Origin of the sequence: Paraburkholderia terrae (assembly GCF_002902925.1) — a bacterium.
Taxonomy (GTDB): Bacteria; Pseudomonadota; Gammaproteobacteria; order Burkholderiales; family Burkholderiaceae; genus Paraburkholderia; species Paraburkholderia terrae.
The window spans coordinates 622771-637160 of sequence record NZ_CP026111.1 but is presented as its reverse complement, the minus strand read 5'-3'; the positions used below and the strand labels follow the sequence as shown (position 1 = coordinate 637160).

12 protein-coding genes are annotated in these 14390 nt (G+C 64.1%); 8 read left to right on the top strand and 4 right to left on the bottom strand.

The features are described 5' to 3' along the window. Positions 1-276: 276 nt before the first annotated feature. Entirely contained in the window at positions 277-1551 is a 1275-nt protein-coding gene (locus C2L65_RS02855; RefSeq protein ID WP_042316475.1) for an EAL domain-containing protein, read from the top strand. On the opposite strand, the gene C2L65_RS02850 is transcribed toward C2L65_RS02855, so the two are convergent. After that, a complete protein-coding gene (locus C2L65_RS02850; RefSeq protein WP_042316458.1) occupies positions 1507-2463 on the bottom strand; it encodes a sigma-70 family RNA polymerase sigma factor in 957 nt (318 codons plus the stop codon). The genes C2L65_RS02855 and C2L65_RS02850 overlap by 45 nt on opposite strands. Before the next feature lie 170 nt (positions 2464-2633). On the opposite strand from C2L65_RS02850, the gene clpP reads away from it, so the two are divergent. After that, complete coding sequence (gene clpP / locus C2L65_RS02845; protein WP_042316461.1) at positions 2634-3284, top strand: ATP-dependent Clp endopeptidase proteolytic subunit ClpP; 651 nt, start codon at positions 2634-2636, stop codon at positions 3282-3284. Positions 3285-3300: 16 nt separating this feature from the next. On the opposite strand, the gene C2L65_RS02840 is transcribed toward clpP, so the two are convergent. Further along, complete coding sequence (locus tag C2L65_RS02840) at positions 3301-3912, bottom strand: TetR/AcrR family transcriptional regulator (RefSeq protein WP_042316463.1); 612 nt, start codon at positions 3910-3912, stop codon at positions 3301-3303. Between the two features lie 48 nt (positions 3913-3960). On the opposite strand from C2L65_RS02840, the gene C2L65_RS02835 reads away from it, so the two are divergent. Next, complete coding sequence (locus C2L65_RS02835; protein WP_042316465.1) at positions 3961-4560, top strand: isochorismatase family protein; 600 nt, start codon at positions 3961-3963, stop codon at positions 4558-4560. A gap of 87 nt (positions 4561-4647) precedes the next feature. Further along, the gene (locus tag C2L65_RS02830) at positions 4648-5964 is read left to right on the top strand and encodes an NYN domain-containing protein (RefSeq protein WP_042316469.1); all 1317 of its coding nucleotides are present in this window, start codon (positions 4648-4650) and stop codon (positions 5962-5964) included. Between the two features lie 67 nt (positions 5965-6031). On the opposite strand, the gene C2L65_RS02825 is transcribed toward C2L65_RS02830, so the two are convergent. Continuing rightward, positions 6032-7660, bottom strand: coding sequence for an electron transfer flavoprotein-ubiquinone oxidoreductase (locus C2L65_RS02825; RefSeq protein ID WP_427910153.1), 1629 nt, complete (start codon positions 7658-7660; stop codon positions 6032-6034). Between the two features lie 349 nt (positions 7661-8009). Between C2L65_RS02825 and C2L65_RS02820 the strand changes: the two genes are divergently transcribed. From C2L65_RS02820 to C2L65_RS02805, 3 genes are all read left to right on the top strand, one after another. Beyond that, positions 8010-9320, top strand: a complete 1311-nt coding sequence (locus C2L65_RS02820) for an MFS transporter (RefSeq protein WP_042312648.1) — start codon at positions 8010-8012, stop codon at positions 9318-9320. 278 nt (positions 9321-9598) lie between these two features. Further along, on the top strand, positions 9599-10510 hold the full coding sequence (locus tag C2L65_RS02810; RefSeq protein ID WP_042312513.1) for a TauD/TfdA dioxygenase family protein: 912 nt from the start codon (positions 9599-9601) through the stop codon (positions 10508-10510). 22 nt (positions 10511-10532) lie between these two features. After that, positions 10533-11954 carry an aldehyde dehydrogenase family protein gene (locus C2L65_RS02805; RefSeq protein ID WP_042312516.1) on the top strand — a complete coding sequence of 474 codons (1422 nt, stop codon included), beginning with the start codon at positions 10533-10535 and terminating at the stop codon, positions 11952-11954. A 115-nt stretch (positions 11955-12069) separates the two neighbouring features. On the opposite strand, the gene C2L65_RS02800 is transcribed toward C2L65_RS02805, so the two are convergent. Next, positions 12070-13281 (bottom strand): porin, encoded by a 1212-nt coding sequence (locus C2L65_RS02800; protein ID WP_042312520.1) that lies wholly within the window; start codon positions 13279-13281, stop codon positions 12070-12072. 296 nt (positions 13282-13577) lie between these two features. Between C2L65_RS02800 and C2L65_RS02795 the strand changes: the two genes are divergently transcribed. Beyond that, a complete protein-coding gene (locus C2L65_RS02795) occupies positions 13578-14195 on the top strand; it encodes a DUF2889 domain-containing protein (protein WP_042312522.1) in 618 nt (205 codons plus the stop codon). The last annotated feature ends 195 nt before the right edge of the window (positions 14196-14390 follow it).

Below are 14390 nucleotides of genomic sequence, written 5' to 3'. Positions count from 1 at the left end.
CGCTCGCCGTGCGGCATGGACGGAACCTTAACGGGGCGCGCGCCGCACCATCGATGTGCGCTTCGCTCACTGCGCGCATGACAGCACCGGCCGTCCCGGCGCAAAATCGACGCAACAGCGGAGGGAACGGCGCAAAACACAGCGCAATCCGCGTGGCGCGGCACTCAAGCCGCAGCGCATGGCCATGCGCATGTTTCTTGCTGCCCTATCCTGTAAACTTGAATCTTTCGCGCGTTTCGCGCGACCCGCCTCACATCTCAACCGATGACCGAAACGATGAGCATGATCGAACTCGATCCTCCCGGCTTCCAGCCTCCGCGCCCCGTAGCGGGCGACGAAGGCTCCCGCCGCACCGTCCGGTATGGCGGCTACACGGTTTTCAGCGTATTCCAGCCGGTTTTCTCGGTGTCGCACCGTCGCGCGATCGGCTATCACGCGTCGCTGCGCGCACACGACGAGAACGAAAAGCAGGTGCCGTCGGCCGAAGTCTTCACCCAGGCCGCGCGGCGCGGCGATCTGCTGGAACTCGGACGGCTCGCCGAATCGCTGCATCTGGGCAACTTCAACGCGTTCGACAGTCACGACGAATGGCTCTTCCTGAGCCTGCATCCCGCCGCGCTGATGGACACGAGCTACGGCGACGCGCTGCTCGCGGGCCTCAAGTCGCTCGGTCTGCCGCCGCAGCGCGTGGTGCTCGAAGTGTCCGAGCAGGCGGGCGGCGAAACGACGCGCTTCGCTGAAATCATCGACGCGCTACGCAAGTCCGGCTTCCTGATCGCGCTAGACGGCTTCGGCGCGAAGCATTCGAACATCGACCGCGTGTGGAATCTGCGGCCCGACATCGTCACGCTCGACCGCTGCATCCTCGCGCAGGCCAGCGAGCATTCGCATATCGAGCGCGTGCTTCCGGGCATCGTGTCGATGCTGCATGAATCGGGGCAACTGGTGCTGATGGGCGGCCTCACGACCGAGCGCGACGCGCTGATCGCGCTCGAATGCAATGTCGATTTCGTACAGGGCACCTTCTTCGCCGCGCCGAGCGTCGAGCCCGTCGCGCGTCAGGCGACGGTGAGTCTGATGGACAGGCTGTCGGCGGCGCTGCGCGAACGCGTGGCCGCACGCGAGCGCGCGCAGTCCGAACGGCTCGCGCCGTTCGTGACGGCGCTGGAAGCCGCGAGCGCGCAGCTCGTCGAAGGCCAGCCGATGGCCGAGGCGACCGCGCCGCTGCTCGAACTGCGCGAAACGGCGCGCTGCTTCCTGCTCGACGGCTCGGGCCGTCAGATCGGCGACAACGTCCTGCCGCAAGGCCGTGCGTCGCAGCGCGCGAAGCGCTTCCGGCCGCTGTTGCATTCGGAAGGCGCGAGCTGGGAACGTCGTCCGTATTTCATCCAGGCCGTGCGCGCGCCCGGGCAGGTGCATCTGACGCCGCCCTATCTGTCGATCAACGAGGCGCACCTGTGCGTGACGGCGTCGATCGCGGCGGAAACCGCGCGCGGGATGCAGGTGCTATGCGTCGATATCAACTGGGAAGTGGCCGCGCATCGTAATTGATGCGGCCTGACTGCTCACGGGCCGCAGCAGTTGCAGGACGGCCGCGCGCCCGAACACGCGCGTTGCGCTCGCCAGCCGCAGCGCGCCAGTCACGATCCGCAACGCGACGATGCGCTCGTCCTCGCCAATCGAAATGTCGAGCAGCGCGTCGATTTCGCCGTCGCGCATCAATGCCACGGCACGCATGCCGTTCATCGTCACCGTCTCCATCTGGTCGCCACGGCTGCGCATCGACAGCGCGGTCGCCGCCTGTTCGGCCGTCGCGACGGCATCGACCGTTTCGGGCGCGTCGCTCATCACGCTCGGCACCTCGCAGAAGAGCCGCACGAGTCCCGCGCGATCCTGCGCTTCCATCGCCGCCCGCAAGCGCTCGACAATGCGTGCGTGCGCGGCGGGATCGGCGCGCTTCGCCGGCACGCCTTCGCGCTGCAAACGCGCCCGCGCGCGATGCACCATCTGCCGGCAATTCGCGGGCGTCTTCGCGAGAATCTTCGCAATCTCTGCGTAGTCGCACTCGAATGCTTCATGCAGCACGAATGCAGCGCGCTCCTCGGGCTTCAGCCGTTCGAGCAGCAGCATCACGCCATACGACATCTGCACGGCCTGCAACGCGAGGTCTTCCGCCGATGGCGCGAGACTCTCGATCCACGGTTCCGGCATCCAGCCGCCCGACCGCGTCGTGCGTTCGATCTGCAGATGACGCAGCCGGTCGATCGCGAGGTGTGTCGTGATCGTCGTGAGCCATGCGGCCGACGATCGCAGTTCGCTCGCGTCGGCGGCATGCCATTTGAGCCACGCGTCCTGCACGATGTCTTCCGCTTCCGCGCGGCTGCCGAGCATCCGGTACGCGAGCGCGAAGAGCCTCGCGCGCGCCGCCTCGAAATCCGCCGACTTCTCTCTGTTCATTTCCATGCGAGCCGCTCCTGTGGCGTTGTCTCCAGGTTGACGGGCCAGCCGCCCGTGATGTGACACGTCGACGCAAAAATTCTTTTGTCACGCCGTGCCGCGCGTTCGCGTCATGCGACTGAAACCCGCCTTGTGCGGGCCTTTCACGGGTCTTTCAGTCAATCAGCGAGGAACGCATGCATCGACATTTCACTTCACCCGCCGCGTCCGGCTTCAATTTCGTGCCGACCGTCATCGAGCAATCGGGCCGCGGCGAGCGCGCCTACGACATCTATTCGCGCCTGCTGCGCGAGCGGATCGTGTTTCTGGTCGGTCCCGTCAACGACCAATCCGCGAGCCTGATCGTCGCGCAGTTGCTGTTTCTCGAATCGGAGAACCCTGACAAGGATATTTCTTTTTACATCAACTCGCCGGGCGGCTCGGTCTACGACGGCCTCGCGATTTTCGACACGATGCAGTTCATCAAGCCCGACGTATCGACACTCTGCACCGGCTTCGCGGCCAGCATGGGCACCTTCCTGCTCGCGGCGGGCGCGCCCGGCAAGCGCTTTGCGTTGCCGAACGCGCGCATCATGATCCATCAGCCCTCGGGCGGCGGCCAGGGCACGGCGTCGGACGTCGAGATCCAGGCGAAGGAAGTGCTGTATCTGCGCGAGCGCCTGAACAGCGTGCTCGCGGAAAGAACGGGCCAGAGCATCGCGCAGATCGAGAAGGACACGGATCGTGACAACTTCATGTCAGCGGATGCGGCGAGAGCCTATGGCCTCGTCGATGACGTGTTGACGACGCGCGTGCCTGCTGCCGAAGCGGCGCACAGCGCGATGTAGCGTTCTCTTCTCGCGCTCAACGCAGGCGCGCGGCGAGATACGACGAAACGACCAGCCTGTACTCGTCGACCAGCGCCTTGCGATCTTTCGGCTTCGCGGCCGCGTACAGCGGATTCAGGCTTTTCACGACCTGCAGCGCGACCTCGGCGACGCGAAACGCGTCGTCGTCCGATAACGCCGGGCTGTAGCGCTGAAACAGCTCGGCGAACCGACCGCGCAAGCGGTTGCGCGCCGCCGCGTCGCGCCGGAAATTCAGCGTCACCGACAGCAGCGGCAGATACGCGGGCCGCGCACCGATGAAGTCGATCATCAGCGCGAAGAGCCGCTCGACCAGCTCATCGACGCTCCATTCGTGCGCCGCTTCGCCCAGCGCGCTCCATTGCGCGTCCATTTCGTCGCCGTAGCGCGTGCGCAGCGCGAAAACAAGCGCATCCTTGTTCGGAAAGTATTGATAGACGGCACCAATCGACGCGCCCGCGCGTTCGGCGATCGCCGTCATCGTCGCGGCGTCGAAACCGCGTTCCGCGATCACGTCACCTGCGGCGTCGAGCAGCGCATCGACGCGCTTAGCCGCGCGCTCCTGCTGGGGAATGCGCCGCACTTTTGGATTATCTGAGGCGAGACTCATGTTTATCGCTTATCATGACATGAGGACATCCTCACATATAGGTGACATATGGCGCAAGCGCTTTCCATCGATCCGCGCAGCACGGCCATCGTGCTGATCGATCTGCAGCACAGCAATGTCGGCCGGCAACTGGCGCCGCATTCCGCCGCCGACGTCGTCGCGCGGTCCGTGCGCGCCGCCGATGCGCTGCGCGCGGCGGGCGGCACGGTCGTGTTCGTGCGCGTCGATGTCGCGCAACTGCTGTCGTTGCCCGCCGATGCGCCGCTGCGTCCGCGCGATGCGCCTGCTCCGCCGCCGCAAGCGTCGGACCTCGTGCCTGAGTGCAATGTGCAGGCCGGCGATCTCGTGGTGACGAAGCGTCAATGGGGCGCGTTTTACGGCACCGATCTGGAACAGCAATTGCGACGCCGTCACATCAACACCATCGCGCTGACGGGCATCGCGACCAACTTCGGCGTCGAGTCGACGGCGCGCGCGGCCTTCGACCAAGGCTACGAGCTGATCTTCATCGAAGACGCGATGTCGGGCCTGTCCGGCGAAACGCATGCCTTTCCCATCGAGCATATCTTCCCGCGCATGGGCTTCGTGCGTTCGACAGAGGAATTCGTCAGCGCGGTTGCCGAAACAGGGGCATTCGGCGGCGCCTGAGCGCGTTGCAGGCCGATCGTCGTGCAAAACCTCGATCGATACCGCGTTGTGTGAGACGATCGAGCCTGCACTTCATTGGAGAAGCATATGGCGTCATCCCAGGATACCGTCAGCATGGCGCTGTTCTGTGATTTCGAAAATGTCGCGCTCGGCGTGCGCGACGCGAAATACGAAAAATTCGACATCAAGCTCGTGCTCGAACGGCTGCTGCTCAAAGGCAGCATCGTCGTGAAGAAGGCGTACTGCGACTGGGACCGCTACAAGGGCTTCAAGGCCGCGATGCACGAAGCGAATTTCGAACTGATCGAAATTCCACACGTGCGGCAGTCGGGCAAGAATTCGGCAGACATTCGCCTCGTCGTCGATGCACTCGACCTCTGCTATACGAAGTCGCACGTCAATACGTTTGTCATCATCAGCGGCGATTCGGATTTCTCGCCGCTCGTGTCGAAGCTGCGAGAAAACGCGAAACAGGTGATCGGCGTCGGCGTGCAGCGCTCGACGTCCGATCTGCTCACGGCCAACTGCGACGAATTCATTTTCTACGACGATCTCGTGCGCGAGAGCCAGCGCGCCGTTGCGAAGCGCGACAGCGTCAAGGCGGCGCAGCAGGCAGCGCAACAGGCCACGAAACGCGCGTCCGACGGCGAGAAGCGCAAGGAAGACCTGGAAACGCGCAAGACGAAAGCGGTCGAACTCGCCGCGCAGACCTTCGATGCGCTCGCGTCGGAGCGTGGCGATAGCGGCAAGATCTGGGCGTCGGTGCTGAAGAACGCGATCAAGCGCCGCAAGCCCGATTTCAACGAGACGTACTACGGTTTCCGCGCATTCGGCAATCTGCTCGAAGAAGCGCAGTCGCGCGGGCTGCTCGAAGTGGGCCGCGATGAGAAGTCGGGCACGTTCGTGTATCGCAGCGGATCGTCCGGTGTCGCTGCGTCGGCCGAAGTCGCAAGCCCGCGCGAGACAGGCGACGAATGGGCGGCCATGCCTGCCGCCGCCGAGATCGTCGATCTGGAGGAAGCGACTGTCACGGCTGACGTCGAAGAGGATGTGCCCGCTGATCAGTCGCTCGAAGATGCGCCGCCTGCCGTATCGCCCGGTCACGCGGACAACGGCAAGGGCGAGACGCGCCGCAAGGGACGCGGCACGCGCAAGCCGGCTGCAAAGAGAACGAAGAAGAAGACGGAACGCGTCGAAGCGGCCGAAGGCGAAACGGATTCGTCGCTGACTGCGGATACGCGGCACGTGGCGGAACAGGCCGCTGTATTGGAAGCTCACGCGCCTGCGCACGAAGCGGAACATCCCGCAACGGAAGCACCCGCAGCGAAGAAGAAACCCTCGCGCAAATCGACGACGCGCAGCCGCCGTCCGCGCAAGACCGAGTCGGCCAACGACGCGGAGTGAGTGAGGCTTTAGGTGAAAACGCCGCTCGAACGAGCGGCGTTTTGCTTTTCGGACCACGAGAAGCACGTCACAAGTTCGGATAGTTCGGACCGCCGCCACCCTCAGGCGTCACCCACACGATGTTTTGTGTCGGGTCCTTGATATCGCAGGTCTTGCAGTGCAAGCAGTTTTGCGCATTGATCTGCAGACGGTCTTCGCCTTCTTCCGTTTTGATGAACTCGTACACACCCGCCGGGCAGAAGCGCGCTTCAGGACCGGCGTAGGTTTGCAGATTCAGCGTGATGGGGATGCTTGCGTCCTTGAGCGTCAGATGCGCAGGCTGATTCTCTTCGTGGTTCGTGTTCGAGATGAACACCGACGACAGACGATCGAACGTGAGCTTGCCATCCGGCTTCGGATACTCGATCGGCTTGCACTGCGACGCCGGTATCAGCATCTCGTGATCCCAGTGCTGGTGATGCAGCGTCCACGGCACGTTGCCGCCCAGCAGCTTCTGTTCGATGCCGACCATCAACGTGCCGAGATACAGGCCCTTGCTCATCCACTGCTTGAAGTTACGTGCTTTATGCAACTCCGTGTGCAGCCACGAAGTCTTGAACGAGTCCGTATAAGCCGTCAGTTCGTCGTTATGGCGGCCTGCCTGCACGGCGTCAAACGCGGCGTCGGCGGCGAGCATGCCTGTTTTGATTGCCGCGTGCGAACCCTTGATCCGCGACGCGTTCAGGAAGCCCGCATCGTCACCAACCAGTGCGCCGCCCGGGAAAGCGAGCTTCGGCAGCGAGAGCAGGCCGCCTGCCGTGATCGCCCGCGCGCCATACGACACACGCTTGCCGCCTTCGAGGAATGCACGAATCGACGGATGCGTCTTGTAGCGCTGGAACTCCTCAAACGGTGACAGATACGGATTCGAATAACCGAGGCCGACGACAAAGCCCACCATCACCTGGTTATTGTCGATGTGATACAGGAACGAGCCGCCGTAAGTCTGCGTATCGAGCGGCCAGCCGGCCGTGTGGATCACCAGACCCGGCTTGTGCTTCGCCGGATCGATTTCCCACAGTTCCTTGATGCCGATGCCGTAGACCTGCGGATCGGCGCCATCGCGCAGCTTGAATCTGTCCGACAGTTGCCGACCTAGATGTCCGCGCGCGCCTTCGCAGAACAGCGTGTACTTGGCGTGCAGTTCCATGCCGAGCTGGAAGTTTTCGGTCGGCTCGCCGTCCTTGCCGATGCCGAGATTGCCCGTCGCAACGCCTTTAACCGAACCGTCATCGTTGTACAGCACTTCAGCGGCAGCAAAACCCGGAAAAATCTCGACGCCCAGCGCTTCGGCCTGTTGACCCAGCCAGCGGGTAACGTTCGCGAGACTGATCACATAGTTGCCGTGATTCTTGAAGTTGTCCGGCAGCGCCCAGTTCGGTACCGACTTCGCGCCCGTTCGCGAGAGAAACAAAAAGCGGTCCTCAGTCACTTCAACGTTCAAAGGCGCGCCCTTATCTTTCCAATCAGGAATCAGCTCACAAAGCGCACGCGGGTCCATCACCGCGCCCGACAGAATATGCGCGCCGACCTCCGAACCCTTTTCGAGCACGCAGACGCCGATCTCAACGCCTTTCTCGACGGCGCGCTGCTTGAGCCTGATTGCAGCGGAAAGCCCCGCCGGGCCGCCGCCGACGATCACCACGTCGTATTCCATCGACTCGCGCGGACCCGCGAGTGCTTCATTCAGAAGAGTCTCGTTCGACACTGCGTCGCGTCTCCCTATCGCTGATACCGGATGGATGGACGATAAGGACGCGCACCCAGCCAAACACCACCCCGCTCGGGTGGACGCCGCATGCTCCTTCATCTGCGCCAGCCAACGCCCGAAAGCCCGCCCTCACGGCGGCTCGCATCCCACCTGATTCGGGTGGTGCCGCCCGAGCGACGGCCGCCGTACTGTGGCCGTCAATACGCTGCCGGCCGTCTTTCCTGGACGCGCGGGCACGCACGACGAATCAAGGAGACAACATGCTGATCTGGCAAACCTGCGTCCGGGGTGGCTCATGAACCATTCAACCGCCCTGCCGCCGCGCGCGGCCTGGACCCTGGCGCTCATGCTCGCCGGTCTCTACACGGTCAATTTCCTCGACAAGGTCGTGCTCGGCATGGTCGCCGTGCCGATGATGGCCGAACTGCATCTGTCGCCAGCGGAATTCGGGCTGGTCGCGGGCAGCTTCTTCTGGCTCTTCTCGGTATCGACGATCGTCGTCGGCTTCGCATCCAACCGCATTTCGGCGCGCTGGCTGCTGCTCGCGATGGGCGTGAGCTGGGCCGCGATCCAGCTGCCGCAGGCGCTCGCCACCAGCGCACTCGCGATCCTCGTGTGCCGCGTGATACTCGGCGCCGCCGAAGGCCCCGCGTTCTCGACCTCGGTCCACGCCATCTGCAAGTGGTTCCCCGACCACAAGCGCAGCCTGCCCATCGCCGTCGTCAGCCAGGGCGCCGCGCTCGGGCTGCTGCTCGCCGGTCTGCTGATCCCGCTCGTCACGCGCAAATGGGGGTGGCGGATGAATTTCTTCGTGCTGTGCGGGATCGGTCTGGTGTGGAGCATCGCGTGGCTCTATATGTCGCGCGAACGCGGACAACGCGACGCGGATACGCAGGCGGCAGCACCCGGATCGACGCGCGAGGACAGCCACGCGCCCGCCCGCCTTCCCTACTGGAAGATCCTCACCGACCCGTCCATCGTGTCGATCTTCCTGCTCGGCTTCTCCGCGTACTGGATGCTCGGTCAGAACCTGACCTGGCTGCCGAGCTACCTCGAAAAAGGACTGGGCTTCGACGGCATCGACGCGGGACGCTGGTTCGCCGTCGTGATCGGTGTCGCGTCGCCCGTCAATATCGGCCTGAGCTGGCTGTCCGAGCGGATGCTGGCGCGCGGCGCGTCGACACGCGTCGCGCGCGCGCAGTTGCTGAGCGTCATGGCGATGGTGGCGGGCGCGCTGTTCGTCGCCGTCTCGGCGCTCGATCTGCCGCCCGTCGGCAAGACACTGCTGTTCGCGCTCGCCGGCGCGCTGCCGACGCTCTGCTTTCCGCTCGCGCCCGCCTTGCTCGCTGAAGTCGTGCCCGAAAGCCAGCGCGGCGCAGTCGTCGCGATCTACACGGCGCTCGCGAGCCTCGGCGCGGCGATCGCGCCCACCGTCATGGGGCGCATGGTCCAGAGCGCCGGCCCTGGGAACAGTCACGCGTACGAGAACGGCTTCATGATCGGCGCGGCGCTGTTGTTCGTCGCGGCGCTCGCGGCGTTGCGCTGGCTGCATCCCGAGCGCTCGAACCGCGTGCTGAGCCGCCAGCTCGAACCCGTTTCGGCGTGATGCGATGGGCGCCGCGTGGCGCCGTCGCGAAACTGCCCGTTCGAGGGCCTCGGTCGCACGCGGCGGGCGTTCACCGTTCATGAAGCCCGCCGCGGTTTTTCACATCGTCATGTCCGGCGAACTACGCGGCGAACAAGCGCGCTTCTCGCCGACGCGAGATGAAACGAACGCGACACGGCGACCAGTCGTCAGCGCGCGCCGCTGACAATTTCCCGCCGAATCACCTGCGTGCGATCAACGTTGCCGCCCGCTTCCGATACCCAGCAAGGAGACATCATATGAACGCAAACGTGCAGGCCGTCAGACCGGCACAAGCGGAAGCAGCCAGCGAAAACTGGCCGTTTGAAATCGAACGATGCACGCCCACCATCGGCGCGGAAATCAGCGGCATCGACCTGCGCGAGCCGCTCGACGATGCAACCTCCGCTGCGCTGCGCCGCGCCGTGGTGAAGCACAAGGTCATCTTCTTTCGCGACCAGGACATCACGCCCGCGCAACACGTGGCGTTCGCGCGCCGCTTCGGCGAACTGGAGATCCATCCGGCGTTCCCGCATCACCCCGATCATCCCAAACTGGTGATCATCGGCCGTAACGATGCGAAGCGCGGCCGCGAGAACCTCTATCACAGCGACGTATCGTGGCGCGAAGTGCCTTCGATGGGTTCGATCCTGCGCTGCGTGCAATGCCCGGAAGTAGGCGGCGACACGATGTGGATCAACATGGTCGCGGCCTATGAAAACCTGCCCGACGACGTCAAATCGCTGGTCCAGAACCTGAAGGCCGCGCATGAGTTTCTGCCGCTGTTCGGCATCGTGGTGCCCGAAGACCAGCACGACGAGATGCGCAAGAAGTTTCCGCCGGCGATCCACCCCGTCGTGCGCACGCACCCGGAGACGGGCGAAAAGATTCTCTACGTGAACGAGGCGTTCACGACGCATATCGTGAACTACGGTCATCAAACTGTTCCGCGCTATCGCTTCGGCTTCGACTTCAAGCTCGCGGAAATGGAACTGCTGCAGTATCTGTTCCGCCAGGCGCAGGCGCCTGAGTATCAGGTGCGGCTGCGCTGGAAAGCGAACACGATCGCGTTCTGGGACAACCGCTCGTGCCAGCACTACGCAGTGCAGGACTACTTCCCAGCCGTGCGGCACATGATGCGCGCGACGGTCGTCGGCGATCGGCCGGTTTGAAGCATCGCATGGAGAACAACAGATGAAGACGCTCAACAGGTTCTATATCGATGGCCGCTGGGTCGAGCCATCCAAAAGCGGCAAGGCGATGGAAATCGTCAGTCCGTCGCTGGAAACCACGATCGGCCAGCTCACGCTCGGCTCTGCGCACGACGCGGATCACGCCGTCGCCGCTGCGCGCGCCGCGTTTCCCGCATGGTCGGAAAGCTCGCGCGAAACGCGTATCGAATTGCTCGAACGCATCGCGACCTGCTATCGCGAGCGGCTCGGCGACATTGCGCATGCGGTCTGCGAGGAGATCGGCGCGCCGATCTCGCTGTGCAAGACCTTGCAGACGCCCATCGGCCTCGCGCACCTGCAGGCCACCATCGACACGCTGCGCCATTTCGAGTTCGAAAGCACGCGCGGCAAGAGCGTGGTGCGGCGCGAAGCGATCGGCGTCGCCGCGTTGATCACGCCGTGGAACTGGCCGCTGAACCAGATCGTCGCGAAGGTCGCGCCCGCGCTCGCGGCGAGCTGCACGGTGGTGCTCAAGCCGTCAGAACTGGCGCCGCTCGACGCAATGATCTTCGCCGAGATCATGCACGACGCGGGCACGCCCGCTGGCGTGTTCAACATGATCTTCGGCGAAGGGCGCGAAGTCGGCGCGCGGTTGTCGGCGCATCCGCATGTCGACATGGTGTCGATCACGGGTTCGACGCGCGCGGGCGTCGAGGTGGCCATCAGCGCAGCGCCGACCGTCAAGCGTGTCGCGCAGGAACTGGGCGGCAAGTCGCCGTTGCTAATTCTCGACGACGCCGATCTGCAGGCCGCCGTGACCACGGGCGTCGCGCAATGCATGGCGAACTCCGGGCAAACGTGCATCGCGCCGACGCGCATGCTCGTGCCGCGCGCGCGTTACGAAGAAGCGGTGACGATTGCCGCTGCTGTCGCGAATGCGATTCCCGTCGGCGATCCGTCGAACGAGGCAACGAAGATGGGCCCGCTCGCGAACCGCGCGCAGTTCGACAAGGTGCAGCGCATGATCGGCATGGGCATCGAGGAAGGCGCGCGCATCGTGGCGGGTGGTCCGGGTCGTCCGGCCGGCCTCGAACGCGGCTTTTACACGAAGCCGACCGTGTTCGCCGATGTACACAATCAGATGAAGATCGCGCGCGAGGAAATCTTCGGACCGGTGCTGTGCGTGCTGCCTTATGACGATGAAGCCGATGCGATCGCGATCGCCAACGACAGCGACTATGGCCTCGCCGCCTATGTCGCTTCAGGGAATCTGGAACGCGCGCGGCGCGTCGCCACGAAACTGCGCGCAGGCTCGGTGCGTATCAACGGCGCGATGCTCGACGTCACCGTGCCGTTCGGTGGATACAAGAGCTCGGGCAACGGGCGCGAGTATGGCGCGGAAGGGCTTGCGGAATTTCTGGAGTGCAAGTCGGTGACGGCGTAATCCGCGTGGACGTCCAGAACAGAAAAACGGGAGATGACGCATAACGTCATCTCCCGTTTTTGCTTTTTACGACACGACACACCGGTCGACGGATCGACCGGCTGTCACGCTGTCATCAGAAGCGGTGCGTCATGCCCGCCACGCCGAGAATCTGCTTCGATCCATCCGCTGCCGCGACACCCGGCCAGCTCATGTTCGCGATGCCGTTGTTCTTCATGTAGCCTGCGCGCATGTAGACGCTCGTGCGCTTGGACAAGCTGTGATCCGCGCCGATCTGAATGCCGAGCGTGTTGTCCTGCACGCCGCGCACACTGCGATAGATGCCCGCGACCTCGATCACGTCAGCGGATGTCGCCTGGATCGTCGTACCCAGTTCCATGATGCTGGACGGATGCACCAGCGACGACAGCGCGCCCACCGGCCCGACGCCCGGCACCGTGACGATCTGGCTGTTGGCAGGCGTCTTGACCTTGTTGTACGCATAGTTGAACTGCACGTTGACGATGCCGAAGCGGTAGCCGAGCGCGCCCGTGTAATGCTCCGTCGACACGAGGTTGAACGTGCTCGCCGGCAGCGGCAGCCCGCCGGGCGTCTGACCGAGCGATACCGTCTCCTGTCCGCCGTGCTGGAACTGGTACGCGAGCGCCGCATAGAGCCCGGCGCCCTGGTACGTCAGCGCGATGTCGAACATATTGCCCGACGTCGACGCAATCGGCTGCGATGTCGTGACCGGGAACGCGTACATCGCGTAGAGCTTCACGCCCCACAGTTCCGGCGACTGATACATGACCGAGTTGCTCTGGCGGCCCGACACGTACTGCGTCGCGAGCGTCGCGCGGTCGCGCACGCCCGCGAGATCGGCGGCCGCGATCGGCGACAGCACTTCGTTGCCGCGAAACGGATCGGTTGGATAGACGGCCCAGAAGCTCGGCTGATACTGGCGGCCGAACGTCAGTTGCCCATAGTTGTCGTGCTTGAGCCCTACCCACGCTTGCCGGTAGAACAGCGACGTCGAATCCGCAAAGAAGGTGCCGTTGTTGGCGTTGAAGCCGTTCTCGACGGTGAACGCCGCCTTCAGCCCACCGCCCAGATCTTCGACGCCCTTCAGTCCGAACTGCGAGCCCGCCGAGCCGCCGCTGCGCTCGGAAAACGAATGGTAGCCGGGCACGTAGGCGGACCCCGGCCCGCTTTTGGTTCCCGCGCCGCTATTCAGGTACTGGCCGAACACGTCGACCACGCCATAGAGCGTCACACTCGACTGCGCGGCTGCGCCGCCCGCGGCGAATGCCAGGGTGGCACCCAGCACCCCTTTACTGATGAAACGCATGCACTGTCTCCTCATATTGTCTCCGCACTTCGCGGACATGGTTCTGCACGATCGCGCCGAAGCCGGCCGTCCTGCCTGGCAGACCGAAACGATGATTCGTCCGATGGCTTGTCGCTGGCTCATGGTTGCAGGCGCCTGCAGGCGCGCCGCCCACCCGAATCGAGTGGGAACGGGAATACCCCGACCGACGCGTCACCACCCGAACGAGGTGGCGGCCCGCGCGACGCGACCGTCTACGCTGAGGCGTCGTCGTCCTTCTTCCGCTTTTCTATCCACTTGCCGGGAGTCCAACCGCCATGAACGATTCAGCCACGCGCAAACCCACCCGGCGTCTGCTGCATACGCGCCACATCGTCTGCAACGGCTACGAACGCAGCGACGGACTGTTCGACATCGAGGCGCGCCTCACGGACATCAAGGCCGACACGGCCGATCTGCTCTACAAGCAGGTGCCCGCCGGTGAACCGCTTCACGATCTGCGCATCACGCTCACCATCGACGCGAAGGGCCTGATCCGGCGCGCGAGCGCATCGACGGATACGGGCCCTTCGCCGTACTGCGCGCAGATCAACGCGGCGTATGAAAGTCTCGTGGGCGTGCGAATCGCAGCCGGTTTCAGGAAGCAGGTGAAAGAGCGTGTCGGTGGCAAGCACGGCTGCACGCATCTGACGGAACTGCTCGGCCCGCTTGCGACCACCGCGCTGCAGACGCTAATGGGCATACGTCCCGGCGGCAGCGACGCCGACGCGCACATCGCGCAGATGATCGATACCTGTCATGCGTGGCGCGCCGACGGAGAAGTCGTGCGCTTCGTGCGCAAACGCCGGGATCAGGCTTCGCGCAACGGCGAATCCGCTATCGCTATCGACGCAGAAAAGTCGGCGATCGTCGCACGGTCGCTTTCAGATGTGTAATGACATCGCGCAAGCATGCGCGCATTTTTATTGAGATAGGAGACGCGGATCGTGCATTACCGCAACGCTGCACGGTCTCCTATCGGTATCGCCCCGAAGCGGCGCTTGCTTGGCACTGCGATAGAATGGCCCGTCAATTTTTGTCATCCCAACAGCCATTACCGATGGCGCGGGAGACACGAGGCGCAGGTCGAT

What these genes read in the sequence shown, in the direction of transcription:
- C2L65_RS02805 (WP_042312516.1), top strand. Translation starts at nt 10,533, where the DNA reads ATGAAGACGCTCAACAGGTTCTATATCGATGGCCGCTGGGTCGAGCCA.
- C2L65_RS02795 (WP_042312522.1), top strand. Translation starts at nt 13,578, where the DNA reads ATGAACGATTCAGCCACGCGCAAACCCACCCGGCGTCTGCTGCATACG.
- C2L65_RS02850 (WP_042316458.1), bottom strand. Translation starts at nt 2,463, where the DNA reads ATGGAAATGAACAGAGAGAAGTCGGCGGATTTCGAGGCGGCGCGCGCG.
- C2L65_RS02855 (WP_042316475.1), top strand. Translation starts at nt 277, where the DNA reads ATGAGCATGATCGAACTCGATCCTCCCGGCTTCCAGCCTCCGCGCCCC.
- clpP (WP_042316461.1), top strand. Translation starts at nt 2,634, where the DNA reads ATGCATCGACATTTCACTTCACCCGCCGCGTCCGGCTTCAATTTCGTG.
- C2L65_RS02825 (WP_427910153.1), bottom strand. Translation starts at nt 7,660, where the DNA reads ATGGAATACGACGTGGTGATCGTCGGCGGCGGCCCGGCGGGGCTTTCC.
- C2L65_RS02820 (WP_042312648.1), top strand. Translation starts at nt 8,010, where the DNA reads ATGAACCATTCAACCGCCCTGCCGCCGCGCGCGGCCTGGACCCTGGCG.
- C2L65_RS02830 (WP_042316469.1), top strand. Translation starts at nt 4,648, where the DNA reads ATGGCGTCATCCCAGGATACCGTCAGCATGGCGCTGTTCTGTGATTTC.
- C2L65_RS02840 (WP_042316463.1), bottom strand. Translation starts at nt 3,912, where the DNA reads ATGAGTCTCGCCTCAGATAATCCAAAAGTGCGGCGCATTCCCCAGCAG.
- C2L65_RS02835 (WP_042316465.1), top strand. Translation starts at nt 3,961, where the DNA reads ATGGCGCAAGCGCTTTCCATCGATCCGCGCAGCACGGCCATCGTGCTG.
- C2L65_RS02810 (WP_042312513.1), top strand. Translation starts at nt 9,599, where the DNA reads ATGAACGCAAACGTGCAGGCCGTCAGACCGGCACAAGCGGAAGCAGCC.
- C2L65_RS02800 (WP_042312520.1), bottom strand. Translation starts at nt 13,281, where the DNA reads ATGCGTTTCATCAGTAAAGGGGTGCTGGGTGCCACCCTGGCATTCGCC.